Below are 19951 nucleotides of genomic sequence, written 5' to 3' on the forward strand. Positions count from 1 at the left end.
CGTCCCGCCCCACAGCTATGCTCGACCGAGCGCCGCACCCCCGACAGGCGCGAGGGAGGACCTGGCCTGATGCTGACCGTCACCAGCGGGCACCGCAGTGACGTGGGGCGCGTGCGCCACCACAACGAGGACAGCGTGCTGGTGGGGGAGCGTCTGTGGGCCGTCGCGGACGGGATGGGCGGGCACGCCGCGGGCGACACCGCCAGCGCCATGGTCATCGACGGGCTGCGCCCCCTCGACGACCGGCCCGCCCTGCGCCCCGGCGACCTCGTCGCGGCCCTGCACGACGTCAACGAGCGCATCCTCGCCCACGGGCACGCCAACCCCGCCGTCCGGGGCCTGGGCAGCACGGTCACCGGGGTCGCCGTCGTCAGCGTGGGCGGGGCCGACCACTGGGCGGTGTTCAACGTCGGTGACAGCCGGGTCTACCGCTACGCCGACGGCACGCTGGCCCGCGCCACGGTCGACCACTCCGAGGCGGAGGAGCTCATCCTCGAGGGCGTGATCACGCCCGAGCAGGCGCGCACGCACCGCGCCCGCAACATCGTCACGCGCAGCCTCGGGCAGCCCGACGCGCCGCAGGTCGACCTGTGGCTGCTGCCCCAGACCCCCGGCGAGCGCTTCCTGGTCTGCTCCGACGGCCTCAACGGCGAGCTGGACGACCCCGTGATCCACGACATCCTCGCCGCCTCGCCCGATCCCGGCCTGGCCGCCGAGGCCCTGGTCGAGGCCGCGATCCGCGGCGGCGGCCGCGACAACATCACCGCGATCGTGGTCAACGTCGAGGGCGACGACCCCGAACTCGGCACCACCAACCCCCGCCCCAAGGAGGTCCCCGCATGAGCGCCTGGCCGTTCTCCTACGCCCCGGGCGGCCTGGTCGGCTTCGCCACCGACCGGCTCGCCGTCTTGGTCGACCTGCCCACCGACGACGAGCTGGTCGCCCGCGTGGCGGCCGTGGTCGCCGGCGGCGCCCCCACGCTGGACGCCGTGCTCGACGTGCTCGTCAGCCGCGGGCTGCGCGCGGTGGAGACCTTCGGCCTGGCCGAGCTCGGCGAGGACGGCGCGCGCGTGCTCGTCCGCGGCGGGTGCCGCGCGGTCGGGCCCGACCACGAGGCGTCCTCGGGGCCCGGCGGGCTCTGGGCCGAGTCGACCTGGACCGGTGTCGACCGGGTCCGCCTCGTCACCCCCGACGCGGACCCGCGCACGCTGCCGCTGGCCGGCGGCATGGTGCTCGCCTCCGCGCTCGGCTTCGGCACCGACCCCCTCCCCGTCCCGGCCGAGCCCGTGCCGACGACCGATCCCGAGCCCGACGACGAGCCCGAGCCCGAGGAGGCCCCCGAGCTCGCCGCGGAGGAGGAGCCGGCGTCCGAGGTCGAGGCGGCCCTCGAGCCCGACCTCGCCCTGGCCCCGGAACCCGACCTCGCGCCCGAGCCGGAGCTGGCGCCCGAGCCCGACCTGGCCCCCGAACCCGACCTCGACCCGGAGACCGAGCCCGCGGTGCTGCCCGACCCCGAGCCCCTGCCCGAGGCGGAGCCGGACCCGGAGCGCGAGCCCGAGCCGGTGGGCGCGGGCGGCCTGACGCTGGCCTCGCCCCTGACGGGCCCCGTCCCCGAGGAAGCGGGCGCCGCCGGCGGCGAGGGCATCATCTCGGCGCTGCCGTGGTCCTTCGACGAGGACGCCCCGCCCGCGCCTCCGCAGCCCCGCCCCGAGCCGGAGCCGGCCGACGAGCCCACCCCGGCCTACGACACGACCGACGTGGGCGCCCTCCGGCAGGGCGCCGGCGGGGAGACGCTCGTCGTGGCCGTGCAGTGCCCCGACGGCCACGCCAACCCGGTGCACGCCACGACCTGCCGCGTGTGCGGCACGCACCTGACCGGGCAGCAGCCCGTCGAGGTGCCCCGCCCCAGCCTCGGCGTCCTCCGGCTGGCCAACGGCGACGTGGTGGCGCTCGAGCGCGGCGCCGTCTTGGGCCGCAACCCGCGCCTGCCGCAGGGTTGGACGGGGGAGCAGCCCCACCTCGTCCGCATCGACGACCCCGACCGCGACGTCTCGAGCCAGCACCTCGAGGTGCGCCTCGACGCGTGGCACGTGCTGGTGCGCGACCTGGGGTCGACCAACGGCACCGAGGTGGCGCTCCCCGGCAGCGACCCGGTCCTGCTGCGCGCCCACGAGCAGCTCTCCATCGAGCCCGGCACCCGCATCGTGCTCGCCGGCGTGTTCGACGTCACCTACGAGGCGGGTGCGTGACCCAGACCCCGGTGGCCCCGCAGATCCCCGGGCTGGCGCACGTGCGCCGGCTGGGGTCCGGGGGCTACGCCGACGTCTTCCTCTACGAGCAGCGCATGCCGGCGCGGCGCGTGGCGGTGAAGGTCATGAAGGTCGCGGCGTCCAGCACCGCCGACCAGGACCGCTTCGCCGCCGAGGCCAACGCCATGGCCCTGCTCGAGCACCCGAACATCGTCCCGGTGTACGAGGCCGGCGCGACGGCCGAGGGGCGCCCCTACCTCGTGATGATGTACTACCCGCAGGCCTCGCTGGCCGAGCGGGCCAAGCGCGAGCGGTTCAGCGTCGCCGAGGTGCTGCGCATCGGCATCCAGATCAGCTCAGCGGTCGAGACCGCGCACCGGGCCGGCCTGCTCCACCGCGACATCAAGCCGGCGAACATCCTGACCAGCCAGTACGGCACGCCCGGGCTGACCGACTTCGGCATCGCCTCCCACATGAGCGAGGCCGCCGACGACGACGCGGGCGTCTCCGTCCCGTGGTCGCCGGTCGAGACCCTGTACGCCTCCGGCCCGGCGACCGTCCGCTCCGACGTGTACTCGCTGGCCGCCACGCTGTGGCACCTCCTCGTGGGCCGCTCGCCCTTCGAGCAGCCCGGCGGGGACAACTCGACGTACGCGCTGATGAAGCGCATCCGCGACGTCCCGGCACCCTCCACGGGGCGCACCGACGTGCCCGCGTCCCTCGACCGGCTCCTGCGCGCGGCCCTGGCCAAGGAGCCCAACGTGCGCCCGGCGTCCATGCTCGCCTTCGCGCGCTCACTGCAGGCGATCGAGCAGGAGCTCCGCCTCACGCGCACCGAGATCGTCCTGGCCGCCGACGACACCACGATGCGCGTCGCCGACGCGCTGCCGGTCCCCGACGCGACCCGGCTGAAGCCCCAGCAGGTGGCGCCCGTCGTCGATGCGACCGAGGCGCGTGCGCCCGTCGTGGCCAAGAACCCCAGCGTCCGCGAGGCGACCCAGCTGCGCGCCGACCTGACCTCGCCGCGCGGCGTGGGCCGCGAGGCCGACCCCGACACCCACCTGCGCCCGGCCGCCGACGGGGGAGCCCCCCAGGGCGAGGAGGCGCAGCCCCGGCCCCGGATCGGCCGCGGTGCCCTCCTGACCGTCGGCGCCCTGGTCCTCGGGCTGGTCGTGGTCGTCGCCCTGCAGCTCGCCGGCCCCGGACGCACCGGCCCCGACCCGGCCCCCACCGGGTCCGTCCCGCCGCCCGAGCTGGGGCGCGCGATGCCGGCCCCCGGCGCGGCCGAGGTGGTCGCGACCCGTTCCGGCGACGCGGTCACGTTCACCTGGACCTACGACCACGCGCTGCCCGACGACCACTTCCTCGTCGTCGTCGACGGCGGCGAGCCGCGGTCCGTGACCGGGGCCACCCTCACCGTCGAGTCCGCCGAGCGGTCCTGCGCGCAGGTCAAGGTCATGCGCGAGGACGGCAGCGGATACCAGGCCGAGTACTCACCGGAGGCATGCGGATGACCCACCCCCTGACCATCGACTTCCTGGGCGAGATCTACCACCCCGACCCGGAGGTGCCCTTCACGATCGGCCGGGAGGCCGACCTCGTCGTCGACGACGAGAACGCGTTCCTGCACCGCCAGTTCCTCTCCGTGACCTGGGCCAGCGGGCTGTGGTGGCTCAACAACGTCGGCACCCAGCTCACGGCCACGGTCAGCCACGACGAGGGCCGGGTGCAGGCCTGGCTCGCGCCCGGGGCGTCCCTGCCGCTGGTCTTCACCCACACCGTGGTGTGGTTCACCGCCGGCTCGACCACGTACGAGTTCGAGCTGCACCTGGCGGAGTCGCTGCTGACGCCGCTGGACGCCGAGTCCGTCCCCGACGGGTCGGCCACCATCGGCCGGATCACGCTCACGCCCGAGCAGAAGCTGCTCGTCGTCGCCCTCTGCGAGGACGTGCTGCGCCGCGGCGACCGCGGGGCCGGGTCGGTGCCGCAGTCGGCGGCCGCGGCCGCCCGCCTCGGCTGGCCGGTCACCAAGTTCAACCGCAAGCTGGACGCCGTGTGCGCCAAGCTGGCCGACCAGGGCGTGCGCGGCCTCCACGGGGGGGCGGCCAAGCTCGCCACGTCACGCAAGGCGCGGCTGGTCGAGTACGCCATGGCCTCCCGGATCGTGACGTCCGACGACCTCGAGCTGTTGCCCCCTGTAGCCTGACAAGGAGATTCACCCGCCCCCATGAAGGTCACCCCCATGTCTCGACGCCCGCTCGCCCTGTTGCCCGCCGCCATCGTGGCGCTGGCGATGGTCGTGCTGGTGGCCTTCGCCGCCGTGGCACCGGGTTTCCCGGTGCGCAAGCTCGACCTCAACGACTCCGGCATCTGGGTGACCAACGACGCCGAGGCGCTGTTCGGGCGGCTCAACAAGTCCGCCGAGTCGCTCGACGGCCTCCTCGGCCCGGCCGGGGGAGCCCAGGCCGCGACCAGCTTCGCCCTCGACACGCTGCAGGACGCCTCGGCCGTCGTCGCGCGCGACCTGCGCTCGGGCCGCGTCACGTCGGTCGACGTGGCCGGGGTGGCCCACCGCACCGACCGCGGCGGCACCATCGACCCGACCTTCGCCCTCGACCTGCGCGGCGGCACCGCCGCGGTGCTCGACCCCGCCACCGGCCGGGTGTGGGCGGTGCGCTACTCCGCCGACAACCCGCTGGTCGACGTGCCCCGGCTCGAGGCCAGCCAGAAGGTGGTGGCCGACCTCGGCAAGGCCCCCGACGGCGTCGTCGCCGGGCAGGCGGCCGGGCTGTCGGTCGGCCTCGACGGCGTGATCCACGCGGTCTCGACCAACGGCAAGGTGGCGGTCATCCGCCCGGGCGGCGACGCCTTCGCCGAGCCCGAATACCGCGACGGGCCCGCGCGCAGCGCCGTGCAGGTGGCGGCGATCGGGGCCGACCACGTGGTGCTGGACGCCCAGGCCGGCGTCCTGACCCGCGCCGACGGCAGCACCCACGACCTGGGCAGCGACCCCGAGGCCCAGCTGCAGCAGGCCTCGGCCGCTTCCACGCAGGTCGTCGTGGCCACCTCGACCGCCCTGTTGGGCATCGCGAAGGGGGAGGCGACCCAGCTCGCCGAGGGCAACGGCGCGAGCCCGGCCCGCCCGGTGGTGCTGGCCGGCTGCGCGTTCGGCGCCTGGCCCGGCGAGCCCGGCACGGTCGTGCGCTCCTGCGACGGCGTCCCAGCCAGCGCCGAGCCCGGTGCGGAGGCGCTCGCGCTGAAGGCCCCGGCGTTCCGGACCAACCACGGCCAGATCGTCCTCAACGACACGGCCGACGGCAAGATCTACTCCTTCGAGGAGCAGCGCTACATCCAGAACTGGGAGGAGACCCAGCCGCAGGAGAGCTCCGACCAGGGCGACCCGAACCGCGAGAGCCGCGCCCGCGACGACGTGCCGCCGCACGCCGGCGACGACCGGGTCGGGGCCCGCCCGGGCCGCACGACCGTCGTCCACGTGCTCGACAACGACGCCGACCAGGTCGGTCGCATCCTCGCGGTCGTGGACGTGACCCAGCCGATCGGCGGGGCCACGGCGTCCATCGCCCCCGACGGCCAGACGGTGCTCGTCACCCTGCCCGAGGACGCGCACAACACCTCGTTCCACTACACGATCACCAACGGTGCGGGCAGCGACACGGCCCGCGTCGACGTCGAGGTCCGCCCCGACGGCGACAACCACGCCCCGAACCTGCGCGCGGGCGCCGAGCCGCGCACGTTCTCGGTCGCGTCGTGGGGGACCATCGTGCTCCCGGCGCTGGGCGACTGGCGCGACGACGACGGCGACCCGGTCGCGATCGAGGAGGTCCGCGCCGGCGACCACAAGGTCGGCACGACGCCCGACGGCCGGATCACGTTCACCGCACCCCGCGTCACCGAGCCCACGATGGTGCCGATCACCTACGACGTCTCCGACGGCCGGTCCGAGCCGCAGCAGGCGACGATGAACGTCAAGGTGCTCGCCTTCGACGCCACCAACGGCGACGCGCCCATCACCGAGCCCGACGCCGTGCGCGGCGAGGTCGGCCGCCCGATCCTGGTCCGCCCGCTCAGCAACGACATCCCGGGTGCCGACCCGCTGAACCCGCGCGCCACGCTCGAGCTGGCGTCCCGGCTGCAGGCCGTCGACGGGCTCCAGGTCGACACCGACCTGAAGTCCGGCGAGGTGCTGGTCACGGCGGCCGAGGCGCGCACGTACTTCCTCGAGTACACCGCGAAGTTCGGGGCGGCCAAGTTCGCGCAGGGCAACATCCGCATCGACGTGGCCGAGTCCGGCCCGAGCCGGCCGACCGCCTCGCCCGACCACGTGACCATCCGGGGCACTGCCTCGGTCATGGTCGACGTGCTGGCCAACGACTCCGACCCGACCGGCTCCCTGCTCACGGTGCAGTCCGCGCGTCCGGCCGACGCCGGCGACGACGGCGGCCAGCTCCAGGTGGCCGTGCTCAAGGGTCGCTGGGTGCGGATCATGCCGCGCACCGAGCGCCTCGACCCCAACCCGCAGGTCGTGCACTACACGATCTCGAACGGGATGGGCGACCCGGTGCAGGGCACCATCACGGTCACGCAGCTGCCGCAGCCGCGCGTCGACGAGGCGATCATCCACGACGACTTCGCCACCGTCCGCGCGGGCGACACGGTGCTGGCCGACGTGCTCGCCAACGACACCTCGACCTCGGGGGAGCAGCTGGTCATCGACCGCAACACCCCCGACCTGCCCGCAGGCCAGCTCGCGGTGGTCGACCCCAACCTCGGTGCCGTGGAGGAGGCCCCCGACCTCGGCGCGGCCTACGTCGTCGACGACCGGGTGCGCTACATCGCGCCCGCGACGGTGGCCGCGCCCCTCGAGCTGCGGGTCGAGTACCAGGCGGCCGTGGCCGGGGGGACGCCGCAGACCGGCGTGCTCACCGTGACCGTGCTGCCCGCGCCGACCGGGGAGACGCCCAACCGGGCGCCGGCCCCGCAGAACCTCGAGGCGCGCGCGTCCTCGGGGCAGACGATCGAGATCCCGATCCAGCCGTGGGGCCAGGACCCCGACGGCGACACCGTCACCGTCCTGGGGCTGGCCACGCCGCCGACCAGGGGCCGCATCCTCGGGTTCACGCCCAACGCGCTGACCTACCAGGCGTACCCCAACCTCGACAACGGCGGCACCGACACCTTCCGCTACCTCGTCACCGACGCGTGGGGGGCGACCGAGGCCGGCATCGTCCGCGTGGCGATCACGCCCCCCGGCGACGTCCAGCCGCCCGTGGCGGTCGCCGACGTCGTGACGGCCGAGCCCGACACCGACGTCCAGCTCTTCCCGATGACCAACGACATGGTCGACGAGGCCGACCGGGCCACGATCGTCCCGTTCGAGGACCTCGGCAACCGGGTGCCCGACGGCATCGCGCTCGCGGGCACGACGGGGCCGATCACGGGCCGGACGCCGGGGCGCGACGGCGCACCGGTGCAGTTCGCCTACGCCCTGCAGTCCTCGGGCGGCGTCGGACCCGCTGCGCAGGTGACGATCCGCTCCCAGCCGGGCTACCTGAACCCGCCGCGCCTGGCCGACACGGTCGCGGAGTCCTCCGGCACCAACGCCACCGCCGACGTGTTCGAGCGCGCCTGGGACCCCGACGGCCCCAACTCCGAGCTCCGGGTCACGCGGGTGAGCAACGAGGGCGCCACGGTCAGCGGCGGCACCATCAGCGTGCCGCTGGCCGAGCGCGCCCAGGTGGTCAGCTACGAGGTGACCGACCGGACCGGCGCGACCTCCTCCGCGGTGGTCTTCGTCCCGGCCGCCGGGGCGGGCCTGCCGCACCTGAAGCCGGGCACGCTCATCGAGATGTCGCCCAACAGCACCCACAGCTTCGACCTGTCCGAGCACATCGTGTCCCCGCGCCAGCAGCCGGTGCGGATCACGGTGGCCGAGTCCCTGACGACCTCGCCGGCCCAGCTGTCGGTCGCGGCCGAGAGCGCCGAGCGGCTCACGCTCACGGCAACCGGCGACTACGTCGGGCCCGCGTCGGTGACCCTCGAGGTGATCGACGGCGAGGCCGATGAGGGCGCCCGCCCGGCGGTCATCTCCATCCCGGTCCAGGTGGGGCCGGCCACGCCGGTGCTCCGCTGCCCGCCGACCACCCAGCGCCTCGTGCAGGGCGGCGCCCCGGTGACGCTGCGCATCAACGCCATCTGCAGCGTCTGGACGCCCAACCCGGGCGACGCCGAGACCCTCGAGTACTCCGCCGAGCTCGCCGGCGGCCTCGGCGACGTGCGCGCGTCCGGCGACGTCGGTACCGTGACCGTCGAGGCCGGCTCGAACGCCGTCCCCGGCGCGTCTGGCATCCTCCGGGTCGGGGTGGCGGGCAGCCAGACCACGCCGCAGGAGATCAACGTCGAGGTCGTGGCGGCGCCGAAGCCCAGCCTGGTGGTGCGGGACATCACCGACGTGCAGCAGGGCACCTCGGTCAGCCAGGACATCCAGCTCAGCTCGCCGCTGCGCCGACCGACGCCGCAGGTCATCGACATCGACCAGCTCGGCGGCATGCCGGCCGAGGCGACCTACGACGGCTCCCGGTTCACGATCACCCCGGGCAAGGACAGCTCCGGCCTGATGACCTTCCGGGTCATCGCCAGCGACGTCGCCGACCGGGGCCGCACCGACCGCCACGTCACCGCGACGCTGTCGGTGACCGTCTATGGCCGCCCCGACATCCCTACGCCCCCGCAACCGGCCATGCAGCTGCGCAGCAGGGCGGCGTCGGTCACCTACACCCCGGGCGCCGACAACGGGGCCCCGATCACGGCGTTCCGCGTCGAGGTCGTCGAGACCGGGCGCATCGTCCAGTGCGGGCGGGCAACCCTGTGCGACATCACCGGCCTCGAGAACGGCGACCCCGTGAGCTTCCGGGTCAGCGCCGAGAACAAGGCCGGCTGGTCGGAGTGGAGTGCCCCTGGTCCGAGCGTCACCCCCGACGAGGTCCCCGGCCGCGTGCCCTCGTTCTCGACGGGCAGCCCGTCGGACGGCTCGCTGGTCCTCACCTGGGCCCCGGCGACCAACCAGGGCTCGGCCCTGACCGGCTACGCCATCACCTACGGCGGCCAGACCGTCGAGGCACCCGGCTCGGCCACCAGCACGACCATCCGGGGGCTCGACAACAACGCGAACTACACGTTCACGATCGTGGCCCGGAACAACGCCGGCACCAGCAAGTCGCCGACCAGCACGACCGGGCAGTCGTCCGGGCGCCCCCGCCTGTCCACCCTGAACGTGGCGGCCAGCGACCTGGGCGCGACGGCGCAGGTGACGGTCTCGTGGACGGCGGCCGACCCGCAGGGCCCGCGCCCGGTCACCTACACGCTGACCCGCTCGGGCGGCAGCGCCGGGTCGCGGACGTGGACCGGGATCACCGGCACCTCGGTCGCCGACAACCTGACCTACGACGGCTCCCGCTACACCTACGCCGTGACGGCCACCAACGCCACCGGCGGGCCATCGCACACCTCCGCGGCGGTGTCGAAGCAGTTCACCGCGACCGGCAAGCCGGCGCCGTGGGGCTCGTGGACCGCGCGCCCGACCGGCACCGACGGACAGCTGTCGCTCACCTACACCGTGCCCGCCTCGCGGGGCGGCCAGTCGGTGGTGACCCTCACCGGGGCCGGCGGCACCCGCACGATGGCGGCGGGCAGCGGAACAGCGTCCACGACCTTCAACGGCGTGGTCATCGGGGGCCTGAGCAACGGGCAGGCCTATTCGATGCAGCTGCGCGTCTGCAACGAGGGCGGTGCCTGCAGCACCTCGTCCACGGTGACCGCGACGCCGTACGGACCCCTGCCGCAGCCGACCCTGACGGCCAACGCGAAGGCCGACGGGTTCACGTGGTCGGCCGGCGGCAACGGCAACGGCCGCAACGCGGTGCTCACGGTCAACGACACGGTCGGCTCGCCGACCCGCACGGGCGCCGGGGCGCTGTCGCTAGGCCCCACCACGCGCACCGTGGGGTACAGCAAGACCGTCACGATCACGGCCACGCTCTCCGACCCGGCCGGCGGGCGCTCGTCGACCTCGGTGTCGCGCACCGTGACCACCGAGCCGCCGCCCCCGCCGCCGCCTCCGCCGCCGCCCCCGCCGCCACCGCCCAAGACGGTGACCGTCTGGAAGGGCGGGCGTGCGCCGATCACGGAGCAGTGCTCCCGGTACTACGGCGACGGTGGTGCCTGCTTCTTCGTGGGCGTCACGACCGAGGGCTTCAGCGGCACCTACACGTGCTCCATCCAAGGGAACAACTCGGGCACCTTCGAGCAGTTCGGGTCGGTGCGGATCACCGGCAGCGCCTCGGTGCAGAGCACCGCCCGGTACGGCTACCCGGCGACGGTCCGCGTCGTCTGCCAGGACACCAGCGGCAGCCTCAAGTGGTGAGACAGGAAAGAGGAACACGATGAGCATCAGCCCCGACCAGGCCACCTGGTTCGCCTCGACGTTCGACCAGCTGGTCGCGAACGTCGGCCTGGCCATCCGCGGCAAGGAGCGGGTGATCCGGCTCGCGCTCACCTGCATGCTGTCGGAGGGCCACCTGCTGCTGGAGGACAACCCCGGCACCGGCAAGACCGTGCTGGCCAAGGCGCTGGCCGCGACGGTGCAGGGCACGCACCACCGCATCCAGTTCACCCCCGACCTGCTGCCCAGCGACCTGCTCGGCGTGACGGTCTACGACCAGAAGACGCAGAGCTTCGAGTTCCACAAGGGGCCGGTGTTCGCCACCGTCGTGCTCGCCGACGAGATCAACCGCGCCTCGCCCAAGACGCAGTCGGCGCTGCTCGAGGTCATGGAGGAGTCGCGCGTGACCGTCGACGGCGAGCCCCACTCGGTGGGGCGTCCGTTCATGGTCATCGCGACCCAGAACCCGATCGAGCAGGCGGGCACCTACCGCCTGCCCGAGGCGCAGCTGGACCGCTTCCTGATGAAGACCGAGGTGGGCTACCCCGACCTCGGCGTCGCCGTCGAGCTGATGGCCCAGGCGGCCAACCGCGACCGGGCCGCCGACGTGCGCCCCGTGATCGCCGCGCACGCGGTGTCGCAGATGTCGTCCTTCGCCAACCAGGTGCACGTCGACGAGGCCGTCCTGCGGTACGTGGGCACGATCGCGGAGGAGTCGCGCCGCCACACCCACGTGAAGCTGGGCCTGTCGATGCGTGGCTGCCTGGCGTTCATCCGGGCGGCCAAGACCTGGGCGCTGTCCCAGGGCCGCCAGTACGTGATCCCCGACGACATCAAGGAGCTCGCCATCCCCGTCATGGCGCACCGCCTGATCCTGAACGCGGAGGCCCAGTTCTCCGGCGTCAACGTCGAGCGCGTGATCGACGACCTCCTCGCCTCGGTCCAGGCGCCGGCGGACCGCGTCCGTTGAGTTCCCCCGCCGGCCCCGTGACTCCACGGTTCGCCACCCTCCGCCGCTGGTGGGGGGTGCTCGCCGACCTCGCCCGCCCCGTCACCGACGTCGTGCGGGCGGGGGCCGACTGCGTCTCCGGCCTGGGCTGGACGACCCTGGTCCTCGGCGTCGTGGCGCTCGCCGCCGGCTGGGTGCTCGGCTGGGACGAGTTCCGCATCATCGGGGCGAGCCTGCTGGTCCTGCTCGGGCTGTCGGTGCTGTTCCTGATCGGCCGCACCCAGCTCGAGGTCGACCTCGAGCTGTCCCCGGCCCGGCTCGTGGCTGGCGACTCCTCGGCCGCGCACGTGCACGTCACGAACGTGGCCCGGACGCCCCTGCTCCCGGTCGGCCTGGAGGTGCCGGTGGGGGAGGCGTCGGCGCGGTTCACGCTCCCGGCGCTGGTCCCAGGCGGCACGTTCGAGGACGTGCTGGTGATCCCCACCGAGTCCCGCGGCGTGATCCCCGTCGGGCCGGTGCGCACGCAGCGGGGCGACCCGTTCGGGCTGCTGCGCCGCGAGCTGGAGTGGAGCGAGGGGCTCGACCTGTTCGTCCACCCGCGCACCGTCGCACTGGAGAGCCTCGGCTCGGGCCTGCTGCGTGACCTCGAGGGCCAGACCAGCAACGACGTGTCGATGAGCGACCTCGCCTTTCACACCCTGCGCGAGTACGAGCCCGGCGACGACCGGCGCTACATCCACTGGCGCAGTTCGGCGAAGGCGTCCGGCGCGTCGGGCCAGAGCGCGTTCATGGTCCGCCAGTTCCTCGACACCCGCCGCTCGCACGTGGCGGTCGTGGTCGACGTCGACGAGGCGGCCTACACCCACCCCGACGAGTTCGAGCTGGCCCTCTCCTGCGGTGCCTCGGTGACCCTGCGCGCGCTGGCCGACGAGATGGAGACCACCGTCGTGTGCGGCACCCAGTCGGCCGTCCAGCCCGCGCCGCACACCGCCCTCGACACCTACAGCCGCGCGGCCTTCGGGCCGTGGCCGCTGCCGGCGGCGACCTCCCGCCTGGGCACGCTGGCCCCCGACGTCTCCGCGGTCGTGCTGGTGACCGGGCCGCTGACCACCTTCGAGGTGCTGCAGCGCGCCCGCGCCTACCTGGCCCCCCAGGTGCGCCTGGTCGCGGTGCAGGTCGTCCCCGACAGCGCGCTGTCCTACCGGGAGGGCGCCGGCATCGTCGTCGTCACCCTCGCCGAGCTGTCGGAGCTGCCGCTGGTCCTGGCAGGGGGTGTGACCGCATGAGGGTCGTCGCACCCCGCCGCGCCGAGCCCACCACCGGCTCGGCTTTCACCGGCACGCTGCAGCTGCTGCGGCCCTCCTCGGCCGACCTGACCGATGCCGCGTTCGTGCTGGGCCTGGGCCTGGTCGCGCTGGCCGCCTGGGCGTCCACCTTCAGCACCGGCACCTACCTGGCCGTTGGCGCGCTCGGCCTGCTGCTCGGCGTGCTGGCCGCCCACGTCACCAACGCCCTGCGCTGGCACTGGGTGACCGCGGTGGGCATCGTCGTCGTGCTGTACGCCCTGCTCGGCGGGGTGGTGGCGCTGCGCGACGACCTCGTCGCGGGCTTCCTGCCCTCGGCCGAGACGATCCGCGGGCTCGCCCACGGCGCGGTCGGCGGGTGGAAGGACCTGCTCACCACGCTCGCCCCGGTGCCCGGCGACTTCGAGTTCCTCGTCCTGCCGTGGCTGGTGGGCCTGGTCTTCGGCGCCGGTGCCCACCTCCTGGCCCGGCGCACCCGCAGCGTGTGGGGCCCGCCCGCCCTCGCGGTCGGGCTGCTGGCCGGCACCATCCTGCTCGGCTCGTTCGTGGCGGCGACCCCGCTGGCCGTCGGGGTCCTGGGCACGCTCGGTGTGTTCGTGTGGCTGTTCGTCCGCCACACCCGCCGCCGGTCGCTCGGCGGCACCGGTCTCGGCCGCTCCACCCGCTGGACCGCCGGCGCGCTGCTGTTGGCGATCGCGCTGGCGGGGGGCGTGGGGGCCTCCTTCCTCATGCCCGGCCCCGAGCGTACGCCCCGCACCGTGCTGCGCTCCTGGGTGCAACCGCCGCTCGACGTCGACCGCTACCCGTCGCCGCTGGCCGGGTTCCGCAAGTACTCCTCCGACTCCCAGGCGCTCTACGACCAGCCGCTGCTGCGGGTGGAGGGCGCCGCACCGGGGACCCTGCTGCGCATGGCCGTCCTCGACGACTGGGACGGCTTGGCGTGGAGCGCCTCCGGCGGTGTCGAGGGCGACCCGCGCACCGGTTTCCAGCGCATCGGCGCCGTGATCCCCGGGGCCGCCACGGGCCGGACCACGACCGTGCGGCTCACGGTGGAGCCGGCCTTCGCCGCCACGCGCGAGCTCGCGGTGTGGCTGCCCGCCCCCGGCCCGGCCACCGAGATCCAGTTCACCGGCCCCAACGCCCGCGCCCACGGCGAGGTCGTCCGGTACAACATCGGCACCGGGCAGGGGCTGGTGCCCGACATGCTCCGCGCGGGGGACACCGTCGAGGTGACGTCGGTGGCGCTGCCCTCCGAGACCGGCCAGCTGCCCCAGGCCGCAGGGCCGGTGTTGGTCCGCGACGCCGTGAGCGCCCCGCTGGTGCCGATCCTCGACTCGCTGAGCGCCGCGGCCGGCGACCCGTGGAGCCGGGCCGAGGAGGTCGCGAAGGTGTTCCGGGAGACCGGCTCCTGGAGCAACGGCACCAAGCCCGGCCAGCAGCAGTACCTGCCGGGGCACGGCCTGAAGCGCCTCCTGACCTTCGGCACCGAGCTGGTCGGCAGCGACGAGCACTACGCGGCCACCTACGCGCTGGCCCTGAACCGGCTGGGCTACCCGGCCCGCGTCGTCATGGGCGCGGCCGTGCCCGAGGACGGCGTGGTCAAGGGGCAGCACGTGCAGGCGTGGGTCGAGGTGAGCCTGGCCGACCGCGGCTGGGTCACGATCCCCACCGAGGCGTTCACGCCCGACCGCAACAAGGAACCCAACAACATCCCGCCCAAGTCGCTGGAGCAGCAGAACGCGCCGTACGTGCCCCCGCCGAACCCGACGCGCCCGCCCGGCTCGTTCGACTCGCTGTTCAACACCCACGGGGTGGGGGACGTCCTCGAGCGCCCGGCGCGGTCGACGGACTGGATGGCGATCATCCTCGGCGCCGTGCGCGTCGTCGGACCGCCGGTGGCCGCGATCCTGGCCGTCGTGGGGCTGCTGCTGGGGGCCAAGGCCGTCCGGCGGTACCGCCGCCGCACGCGCGGTGCCGCCACCACCCGGGTGGCGGCTGGCTGGCTGGAGTTCCTCGACCGGGCCCGCGACCTCGGCCGTCCCGTCCCCGCCCGGGCCACCCGGCTCGAGCAGGCGGCGGCCGTGGGCGGACCCGAGGCGCTCGCCCTCGCGCGCTCGGCGAACCAGGCGGTCTTCGGCCCCGGTGAACCGGACGCCGAGGCCTCGGGCGGCTATTGGTCCGGCGTGATGGACGCGCGCAAGTCCGTCCTGGCCGGCCTGCCCTGGTGGCGCCGTTGGGCCGTCGCGCTCAACCCGCGCTCCCTGGTGCCGCTGGGTTCCGACCGCTCGGCGGGGGGCCGTGACGCCCGCCCCGTGCGTCGTCGGCGAACTCGGGGCTGAACCTCGCGCTGGTCACCCCAAACGGTGGCCGAAGGTGGCAGGATCGGGGCATGAGCGAAGACGGATATGCAGACCAGTCCTCGGGTGAGGACAACGTTGAGCAGCTCCAGCAGGCGGACACGCTCATCGACCGTGGGGTCGACGACGTGCTCGACGAGGGGTACATCGCGCCCGACAACTGGTCGCCCGCCCAGGGCTTCGGCAACACGCCCGCCGAGATGCGGCAGCGCGAGAACCTGGACATGCGGGTGAAGCAGGAGGAGCCGGAGGCCGAGGCCCCCGACGACAGCCCCTGGAACCCCGACGGCGAGTCGCGCGAGGTCGGCTCCGTGCGGGCCGGGCGCCTCGTCGACACCGGTGAGCGCGACCACGAGTCGGTGGCCTTCTCCGTCGGCATCGACGGCGGGGCGGCCTCGGCCGAGGAGGCCGCGATGCACGTGATCACGCCCGAGGACGACGACGACGTCGTCTGAGGTCACCGACCCGCGAGCCGGCGGGCGTCGCGCAGCCCGGAGGGGCGTGCAGGCCCACCCCCGCGGTGGCGGGGCGTGTCTAGACTGGTCAGCACGCCCGGGCGTCCCGCCGGGGCACGACGAACCTGGAGACGACCCTGTCGACCGACACGACCGCACCGCGCCCCGCCACCCGCCGGATCAGCATCCCGGCGTCGATCCCGATGGTGAACATCGTGGGGCCGCGCGACGAGTTCCTGCGCATCCTCGAGCGGGTGCTGGACGCCGACATCCACGTGCGCGGCAACGAGATCACCCTGTCGGGCAGCGCCGAGGGCGTCACGCAGGGCGCCGAGGTGCTCACCGAGATGACCACGATCGTGCGCACGGGTCAGGGCCTGACCGGTGACGCCGTCGAGCGCATCGTCAGCATGAACGGCGAGGCCGGCGAGCTGCACCCGGCCGAGGTTCTGACCCAGAACATCCTCTCGTCGCGCGGCAAGACCATCCGGCCGAAGACGCTGAACCAGAAGCGCTACGTCGACGCCATCGACGCCCACACGGTCGTCTTCGGCATCGGCCCCGCCGGCACGGGCAAGACCTACCTCGCCATGGCCAAGGCCGTGCAGGCCCTGCAGGCCAAGGAGGTCAACCGGATCATCCTCACCCGGCCCGCCATCGAGGCCGGTGAGCGCCTCGGGTTCCTGCCCGGCACGCTCAACGACAAGATCGACCCCTACCTGCGGCCGCTGTACGACGCGCTGCACGACATGGTCGACGCCGAGTCGGTACCCAAGCTGCTGACCGCCGGCACCATCGAGGTCGCCCCGCTGGCCTACATGCGCGGCCGCGCCCAGCCCGTGGACACCCCCGTGCTGACCCCGGACGGGTTCCGGCCGATCGGCGAGCTCGCGGTGGGCGACCTGGTGGTCGGGTACGACGGGCAGCCCACACCGGTGATCGGGGTCTACCCGCAGGGGCGCAAGCCCGTCTACCGCGTGACGACCCAGGACGGCGCGTCCACCCGGGCCTGCGCGGAGCACCTGTGGCAGGTGTGGACTCGGGCCGACCGGCGTCGCAACCCGGCGGGGCGCGTGCTCCAGACCCGGGAGATGGCCGGGAAGCTGCGATCGGCTCACGCGCGACGCTACGAGTTGCCCGTGGTGGCACCGGTGCACATGCCGGACCGCGACGTTCCTCTGGACCCCTACGCGCTCGGGTTGCTGCTCGGCGACGGCTGCCTCACCACGACCACGACGCCCATGTTCTCGACCCGTGACCCGGAACTGGCCGAGGCTCTGGACGCCGCGATCCCCGGTATCGCCCTGCAGCCCAAGGGCGAGGGGGACTACGTCCTACGCCGCCGGAACGCGAGCCGCGGCGGCGTCATCGTGACGAACCCCGTGACGCAGATCCTGCGCGACCTGGGGCTGGCAGGCACTCGGTCCCACACCAAGTTCGTGCCCACCGACTACCTGCTGAACAGCGTCGCGAACCGTCTGGCGCTGCTCCAGGGCCTGCTCGACACGGACGGGGGACCGGTTACCCAGGTCGGTCGGAGCGCTCGGATCCAGTACACGACGTGTTCGGACCAGCTCCGTGACGACGTCATCCAACTCGTTCGTTCCTTGGGTGGCGTCGCGTACACCAGGACGCGCCGTGCGGAGGGCCGCCGGCCCGGCTTCGCCGCCGGTCGTCCCGTCCCGTACCGCCATGACGCCCACGTCGTCGAGATCCGACTCCCGGACGGGATGTACCCCTTCCGACTGGAGCGGAAGGCCGACCTGTACGAACGGCACGGAGGCGGTCGCCCCATGCGGTTCATCGACTCCATCGAACCTGACGGTGAGGCCGAGTGCGTGTGCATCGCGGTCGCAGCCGCTGACTCCCTCTACGTCACCGAGGACTTCCTCGTGACCCACAACACCCTGAACGACGCGTTCATCATCCTCGACGAGGCGCAGAACACGTCGATGGAGCAGATGAAGATGTTCCTGACCCGACTCGGCTTCAACTCCAAGATCGTGGTCACCGGCGACGTCACCCAGGTCGACCTGCCCGGCGGGGTGAAGTCGGGCCTGCGCGAGGTGCAGTCGATCCTGGACGGCGTGGAGGACATCGCCTTCTGCCAGCTCACCAACCACGACGTCGTGCGGCACCGCCTGGTCGGCCGCATCGTCGCCGCCTACGACCGCTACGACGCCACCCAGCCGCCGCCGTACAAGCGCGACCACAAGGACCGCCGGGACCGGAAGGACCGCTCATGATCGACCTGAACAACGAGTCCGGCGTCGAGGTCGACGAGCAGCGGCTCGTCCAGCTGGCCCGCTTCGCGATGGACCAGTTGCGGATCCACCCACAGGCCGAGCTGTCGATCCTGCTCGTCGACGAGCAGACCATGGCCGACTACCACGTCCGGTTCATGGACCTCCCCGGCCCCACCGACGTGCTCAGCTTCCCGATGGACGAGCTGCGCCCGCCCGCCGACGACGAGGAGCCGCCCCTCGGGCTGCTCGGCGACATCGTGCTCTGCCCGACCGTCACCGCCGCCCAGGCGGCCGAGAACGGGCGCACACCGGAGTCGGAGGCCGACTACCTGCTCGTGCACGGGCTGCTGCACCTGCTGGGCTACGACCACGCCGAGCCGGCCGAGAAGAAGGTCATGTTCGACCTCAACGACCGCCTCGTCGCGGCGTGGGACGCCTCGCGGTCCTGATCGCCGGCCCCCCGGCCGCTAGACTGCCCCCGTCGCCTACGAGGGAGTCGTGAACACAAGCCTTGACAGAAACTGAGTGGATCCTGCTCGGGGTCGCGCTCGCCTGTGTCCTGGTGGCGGGGTTCGTCACCACGATCGAGACCGCGCTCCAGTCCTTCAGCAAGTCGCGCGCCGAGGCCCACGTCAAGGACGGCGCCCGCAACGCGGGCAAGCTCCTGCAGGTCATGCAGGACCCGGCGCCCTTCCTGAACACCGCGCTGTTCCTGCGGATGGTCTTCGAGATCGCCGCGATCGTGCTCGTCGGCGTGGTCGTTTTCGACCGCTTCGACGCCCTCTGGCAGCGCCTGCTCTACACGATCGCCCCCATGACCATCGTGTCGTTCGTGCTGCTCGGCGTCGCCGCCCGCACGCTGGGCCGGCAGCACGCCGACACGGTCGCCCTGCGCACCGTGGGGCTCATCTCGGCCCTCACCACCGTCGTCGGGCCGATCCCGCAGGTGCTGATCATCCTCGGCAACCTCGTCACGCCGGGCAAGGGGTTCACCGACGGCCCGTTCAACTCCGAGGCCGAACTGCGCGAGATGGTCGACATGGCCGAGGCGTCCGACCTCATCGAGGCGGGCGAGCGCCGCATGATCCACCAGGTCTTCGAGCTGGGCGACACCATCGTCAAGGAGGTCATGGTCCCGCGCACCGAGATGGTGTGGATCGAGGGAGACAAGACCCTCCGTCAGGGCCTCTCCCTCGCCCTGCGCAGCGGCTACTCCCGCATCCCCGTCATCGGCAACGACGTCGACGACGTGCTGGGCATCCTCTACCTCAAGGACCTCATCCGCCGCTCCTACGACAACCCCACCTCGCAGTCGACCGAGACCGTCGAGTCGCTCATGCGGCCGCCGACGTTCTGCCCCGACTCCAAGCCGGTGGACGCCCTGCTCAAGGAGATGCAGCTCACCCGCAGCCACGTCGTCATCGTCGTCGACGAGTTCGGCGGCACCGCCGGCCTGGCCACGATCGAGGACATCCTCGAGGAGATCGTCGGCGAGATCGTCGACGAGTACGACGAGGAGATCCCGCCGCACGTGCAGCTGGCCGACGGCCGGTTCCGCGTCTCCAGCCGCCTGCCCGTCGACGAACTCGGTGAGCTGTTCGGCCTGCGCGTCGACGACGAGGACGTCGACACTGTCCTGGGCCTCATGGCCAAGGAGCTCAACAAGATCCCGATCCCCGGCTCGGCCGTGGTCTGGGAGGGCATCGAGCTGGTTGCCGAGCGCGCCTCTGGGCGCCGCCACGCCATCCAGACCGTGGTGGCCGGCCTGATCGACGAGTCGGCCGACTCCGACACCGCGGTCGACGCCACCGTCGAGCTGGCTGCCGTGTCGGCCAGCGAGTCCGGACGCCGCCGGCTCGACACGCGCTCCCCGGCGACCCCGACCAAGGAGGACGCGTGAGCGACCAGACGCCCGACACCCAGCCCGACGACG

Annotated in this window: 12 protein-coding genes and 3 pseudogenes; 14 read left to right on the forward strand and 1 reads right to left on the reverse strand. The window is 73.4% G+C overall.

The window, feature by feature from the left end:
• Window positions 1–69 precede the first annotated feature (69 nt).
• The 9 genes from J4N02_RS06515 to J4N02_RS06555 are packed head-to-tail and all read left to right on the forward strand — an operon-like array spanning window position 70 to window position 15772.
• Complete coding sequence (locus tag J4N02_RS06515; RefSeq protein WP_188333201.1) at window positions 70–843, forward strand: PP2C family serine/threonine-protein phosphatase; 774 nt, start codon at window positions 70–72, stop codon at window positions 841–843.
• Window positions 840–2249, forward strand: a complete 1410-nt coding sequence (locus J4N02_RS06520; RefSeq protein WP_188333200.1) for an FHA domain-containing protein — start codon at window positions 840–842, stop codon at window positions 2247–2249. The genes J4N02_RS06515 and J4N02_RS06520 overlap by 4 nt, the downstream gene beginning before the upstream one ends.
• On the forward strand, window positions 2246–3763 hold the full coding sequence (locus J4N02_RS06525; RefSeq protein ID WP_188333199.1) for a serine/threonine-protein kinase: 1518 nt from the start codon (window positions 2246–2248) through the stop codon (window positions 3761–3763). Before J4N02_RS06520 ends, J4N02_RS06525 begins: the two co-directional genes overlap by 4 nt.
• Window positions 3760–4455: a hypothetical protein gene (locus J4N02_RS06530; RefSeq protein WP_182814937.1), complete on the forward strand. Its 696-nt coding sequence runs from the start codon at window positions 3760–3762 to the stop codon at window positions 4453–4455. Before J4N02_RS06525 ends, J4N02_RS06530 begins: the two co-directional genes overlap by 4 nt.
• Before the next feature lie 21 nt (window positions 4456–4476).
• Entirely contained in the window at window positions 4477–10689 is a 6213-nt protein-coding gene (locus J4N02_RS06535; protein ID WP_188333198.1) for an Ig-like domain-containing protein, read from the forward strand.
• Window positions 10690–10708: 19 nt separating this feature from the next.
• A complete protein-coding gene (locus J4N02_RS06540; RefSeq protein ID WP_182814935.1) occupies window positions 10709–11677 on the forward strand; it encodes a MoxR family ATPase in 969 nt (322 codons plus the stop codon).
• A gap of 17 nt (window positions 11678–11694) precedes the next feature.
• Window positions 11695–12942 carry a DUF58 domain-containing protein gene (locus J4N02_RS06545; RefSeq protein ID WP_182814934.1) on the forward strand — a complete coding sequence of 416 codons (1248 nt, stop codon included), beginning with the start codon at window positions 11695–11697 and terminating at the stop codon, window positions 12940–12942.
• A complete protein-coding gene (locus J4N02_RS06550) occupies window positions 12939–15299 on the forward strand; it encodes a transglutaminase domain-containing protein (protein WP_188333197.1) in 2361 nt (786 codons plus the stop codon). The genes J4N02_RS06545 and J4N02_RS06550 overlap by 4 nt, the downstream gene beginning before the upstream one ends.
• 50 nt (window positions 15300–15349) lie before the next feature.
• Window positions 15350–15772 (forward strand): DUF5709 domain-containing protein, encoded by a 423-nt coding sequence (locus J4N02_RS06555; RefSeq protein ID WP_182814932.1) that lies wholly within the window; start codon window positions 15350–15352, stop codon window positions 15770–15772.
• Window positions 15773–15860: 88 nt separating this feature from the next.
• On the opposite strand, the gene J4N02_RS17070 is transcribed toward J4N02_RS06555, so the two are convergent.
• Window positions 15861–15986, reverse strand: a complete 126-nt coding sequence (locus J4N02_RS17070) for a hypothetical protein (RefSeq protein WP_260519444.1) — start codon at window positions 15984–15986, stop codon at window positions 15861–15863.
• Here J4N02_RS17070 and J4N02_RS16810 point away from each other — a divergent pair.
• The 5 genes and pseudogenes from J4N02_RS16810 to J4N02_RS06570 form a co-directional block, all read left to right on the forward strand.
• Window positions 15976–16602: pseudogene (locus J4N02_RS16810) on the forward strand (PhoH family protein); the annotation flags it as partial. The gene J4N02_RS17070 and the pseudogene J4N02_RS16810 sit on opposite strands and share 11 nt — an antisense overlap.
• Before the next feature lie 411 nt (window positions 16603–17013).
• A pseudogene (locus J4N02_RS16815) lies at window positions 17014–17421 on the forward strand (LAGLIDADG family homing endonuclease); the annotation flags it as partial.
• 255 nt (window positions 17422–17676) lie between these two features.
• Window positions 17677–18018 (forward strand): annotated as a pseudogene (locus J4N02_RS16820) (PhoH family protein); the annotation flags it as partial.
• The gene (ybeY, locus tag J4N02_RS06565) at window positions 18015–18467 is read left to right on the forward strand and encodes an rRNA maturation RNase YbeY (RefSeq protein WP_188333195.1); all 453 of its coding nucleotides are present in this window, start codon (window positions 18015–18017) and stop codon (window positions 18465–18467) included. The pseudogene J4N02_RS16820 and the gene ybeY, both read left to right, overlap by 4 nt.
• A gap of 62 nt (window positions 18468–18529) precedes the next feature.
• Entirely contained in the window at window positions 18530–19918 is a 1389-nt protein-coding gene (locus J4N02_RS06570) for a hemolysin family protein (protein ID WP_188333194.1), read from the forward strand.
• The last annotated feature ends 33 nt before the right edge of the window (window positions 19919–19951 follow it).

This window comes from Propioniciclava sp. MC1595 (genome assembly GCF_017569205.1).
In the GTDB taxonomy this organism is placed as follows: Bacteria; Actinomycetota; Actinomycetes; order Propionibacteriales; family Propionibacteriaceae; genus Propioniciclava.

What these genes read in the sequence shown, in the direction of transcription:
- J4N02_RS06515 (WP_188333201.1), top strand. Translation starts at nt 70, where the DNA reads ATGCTGACCGTCACCAGCGGGCACCGCAGTGACGTGGGGCGCGTGCGC.
- J4N02_RS06520 (WP_188333200.1), top strand. Translation starts at nt 840, where the DNA reads ATGAGCGCCTGGCCGTTCTCCTACGCCCCGGGCGGCCTGGTCGGCTTC.
- J4N02_RS06530 (WP_182814937.1), top strand. Translation starts at nt 3,760, where the DNA reads ATGACCCACCCCCTGACCATCGACTTCCTGGGCGAGATCTACCACCCC.
- J4N02_RS06535 (WP_188333198.1), top strand. Translation starts at nt 4,477, where the DNA reads ATGAAGGTCACCCCCATGTCTCGACGCCCGCTCGCCCTGTTGCCCGCC.
- J4N02_RS06540 (WP_182814935.1), top strand. Translation starts at nt 10,709, where the DNA reads ATGAGCATCAGCCCCGACCAGGCCACCTGGTTCGCCTCGACGTTCGAC.
- J4N02_RS06550 (WP_188333197.1), top strand. Translation starts at nt 12,939, where the DNA reads ATGAGGGTCGTCGCACCCCGCCGCGCCGAGCCCACCACCGGCTCGGCT.
- J4N02_RS06555 (WP_182814932.1), top strand. Translation starts at nt 15,350, where the DNA reads ATGAGCGAAGACGGATATGCAGACCAGTCCTCGGGTGAGGACAACGTT.
- J4N02_RS17070 (WP_260519444.1), bottom strand. Translation starts at nt 15,986, where the DNA reads ATGTTCACCATCGGGATCGACGCCGGGATGCTGATCCGGCGGGTGGCG.
- ybeY (WP_188333195.1), top strand. Translation starts at nt 18,015, where the DNA reads ATGATCGACCTGAACAACGAGTCCGGCGTCGAGGTCGACGAGCAGCGG.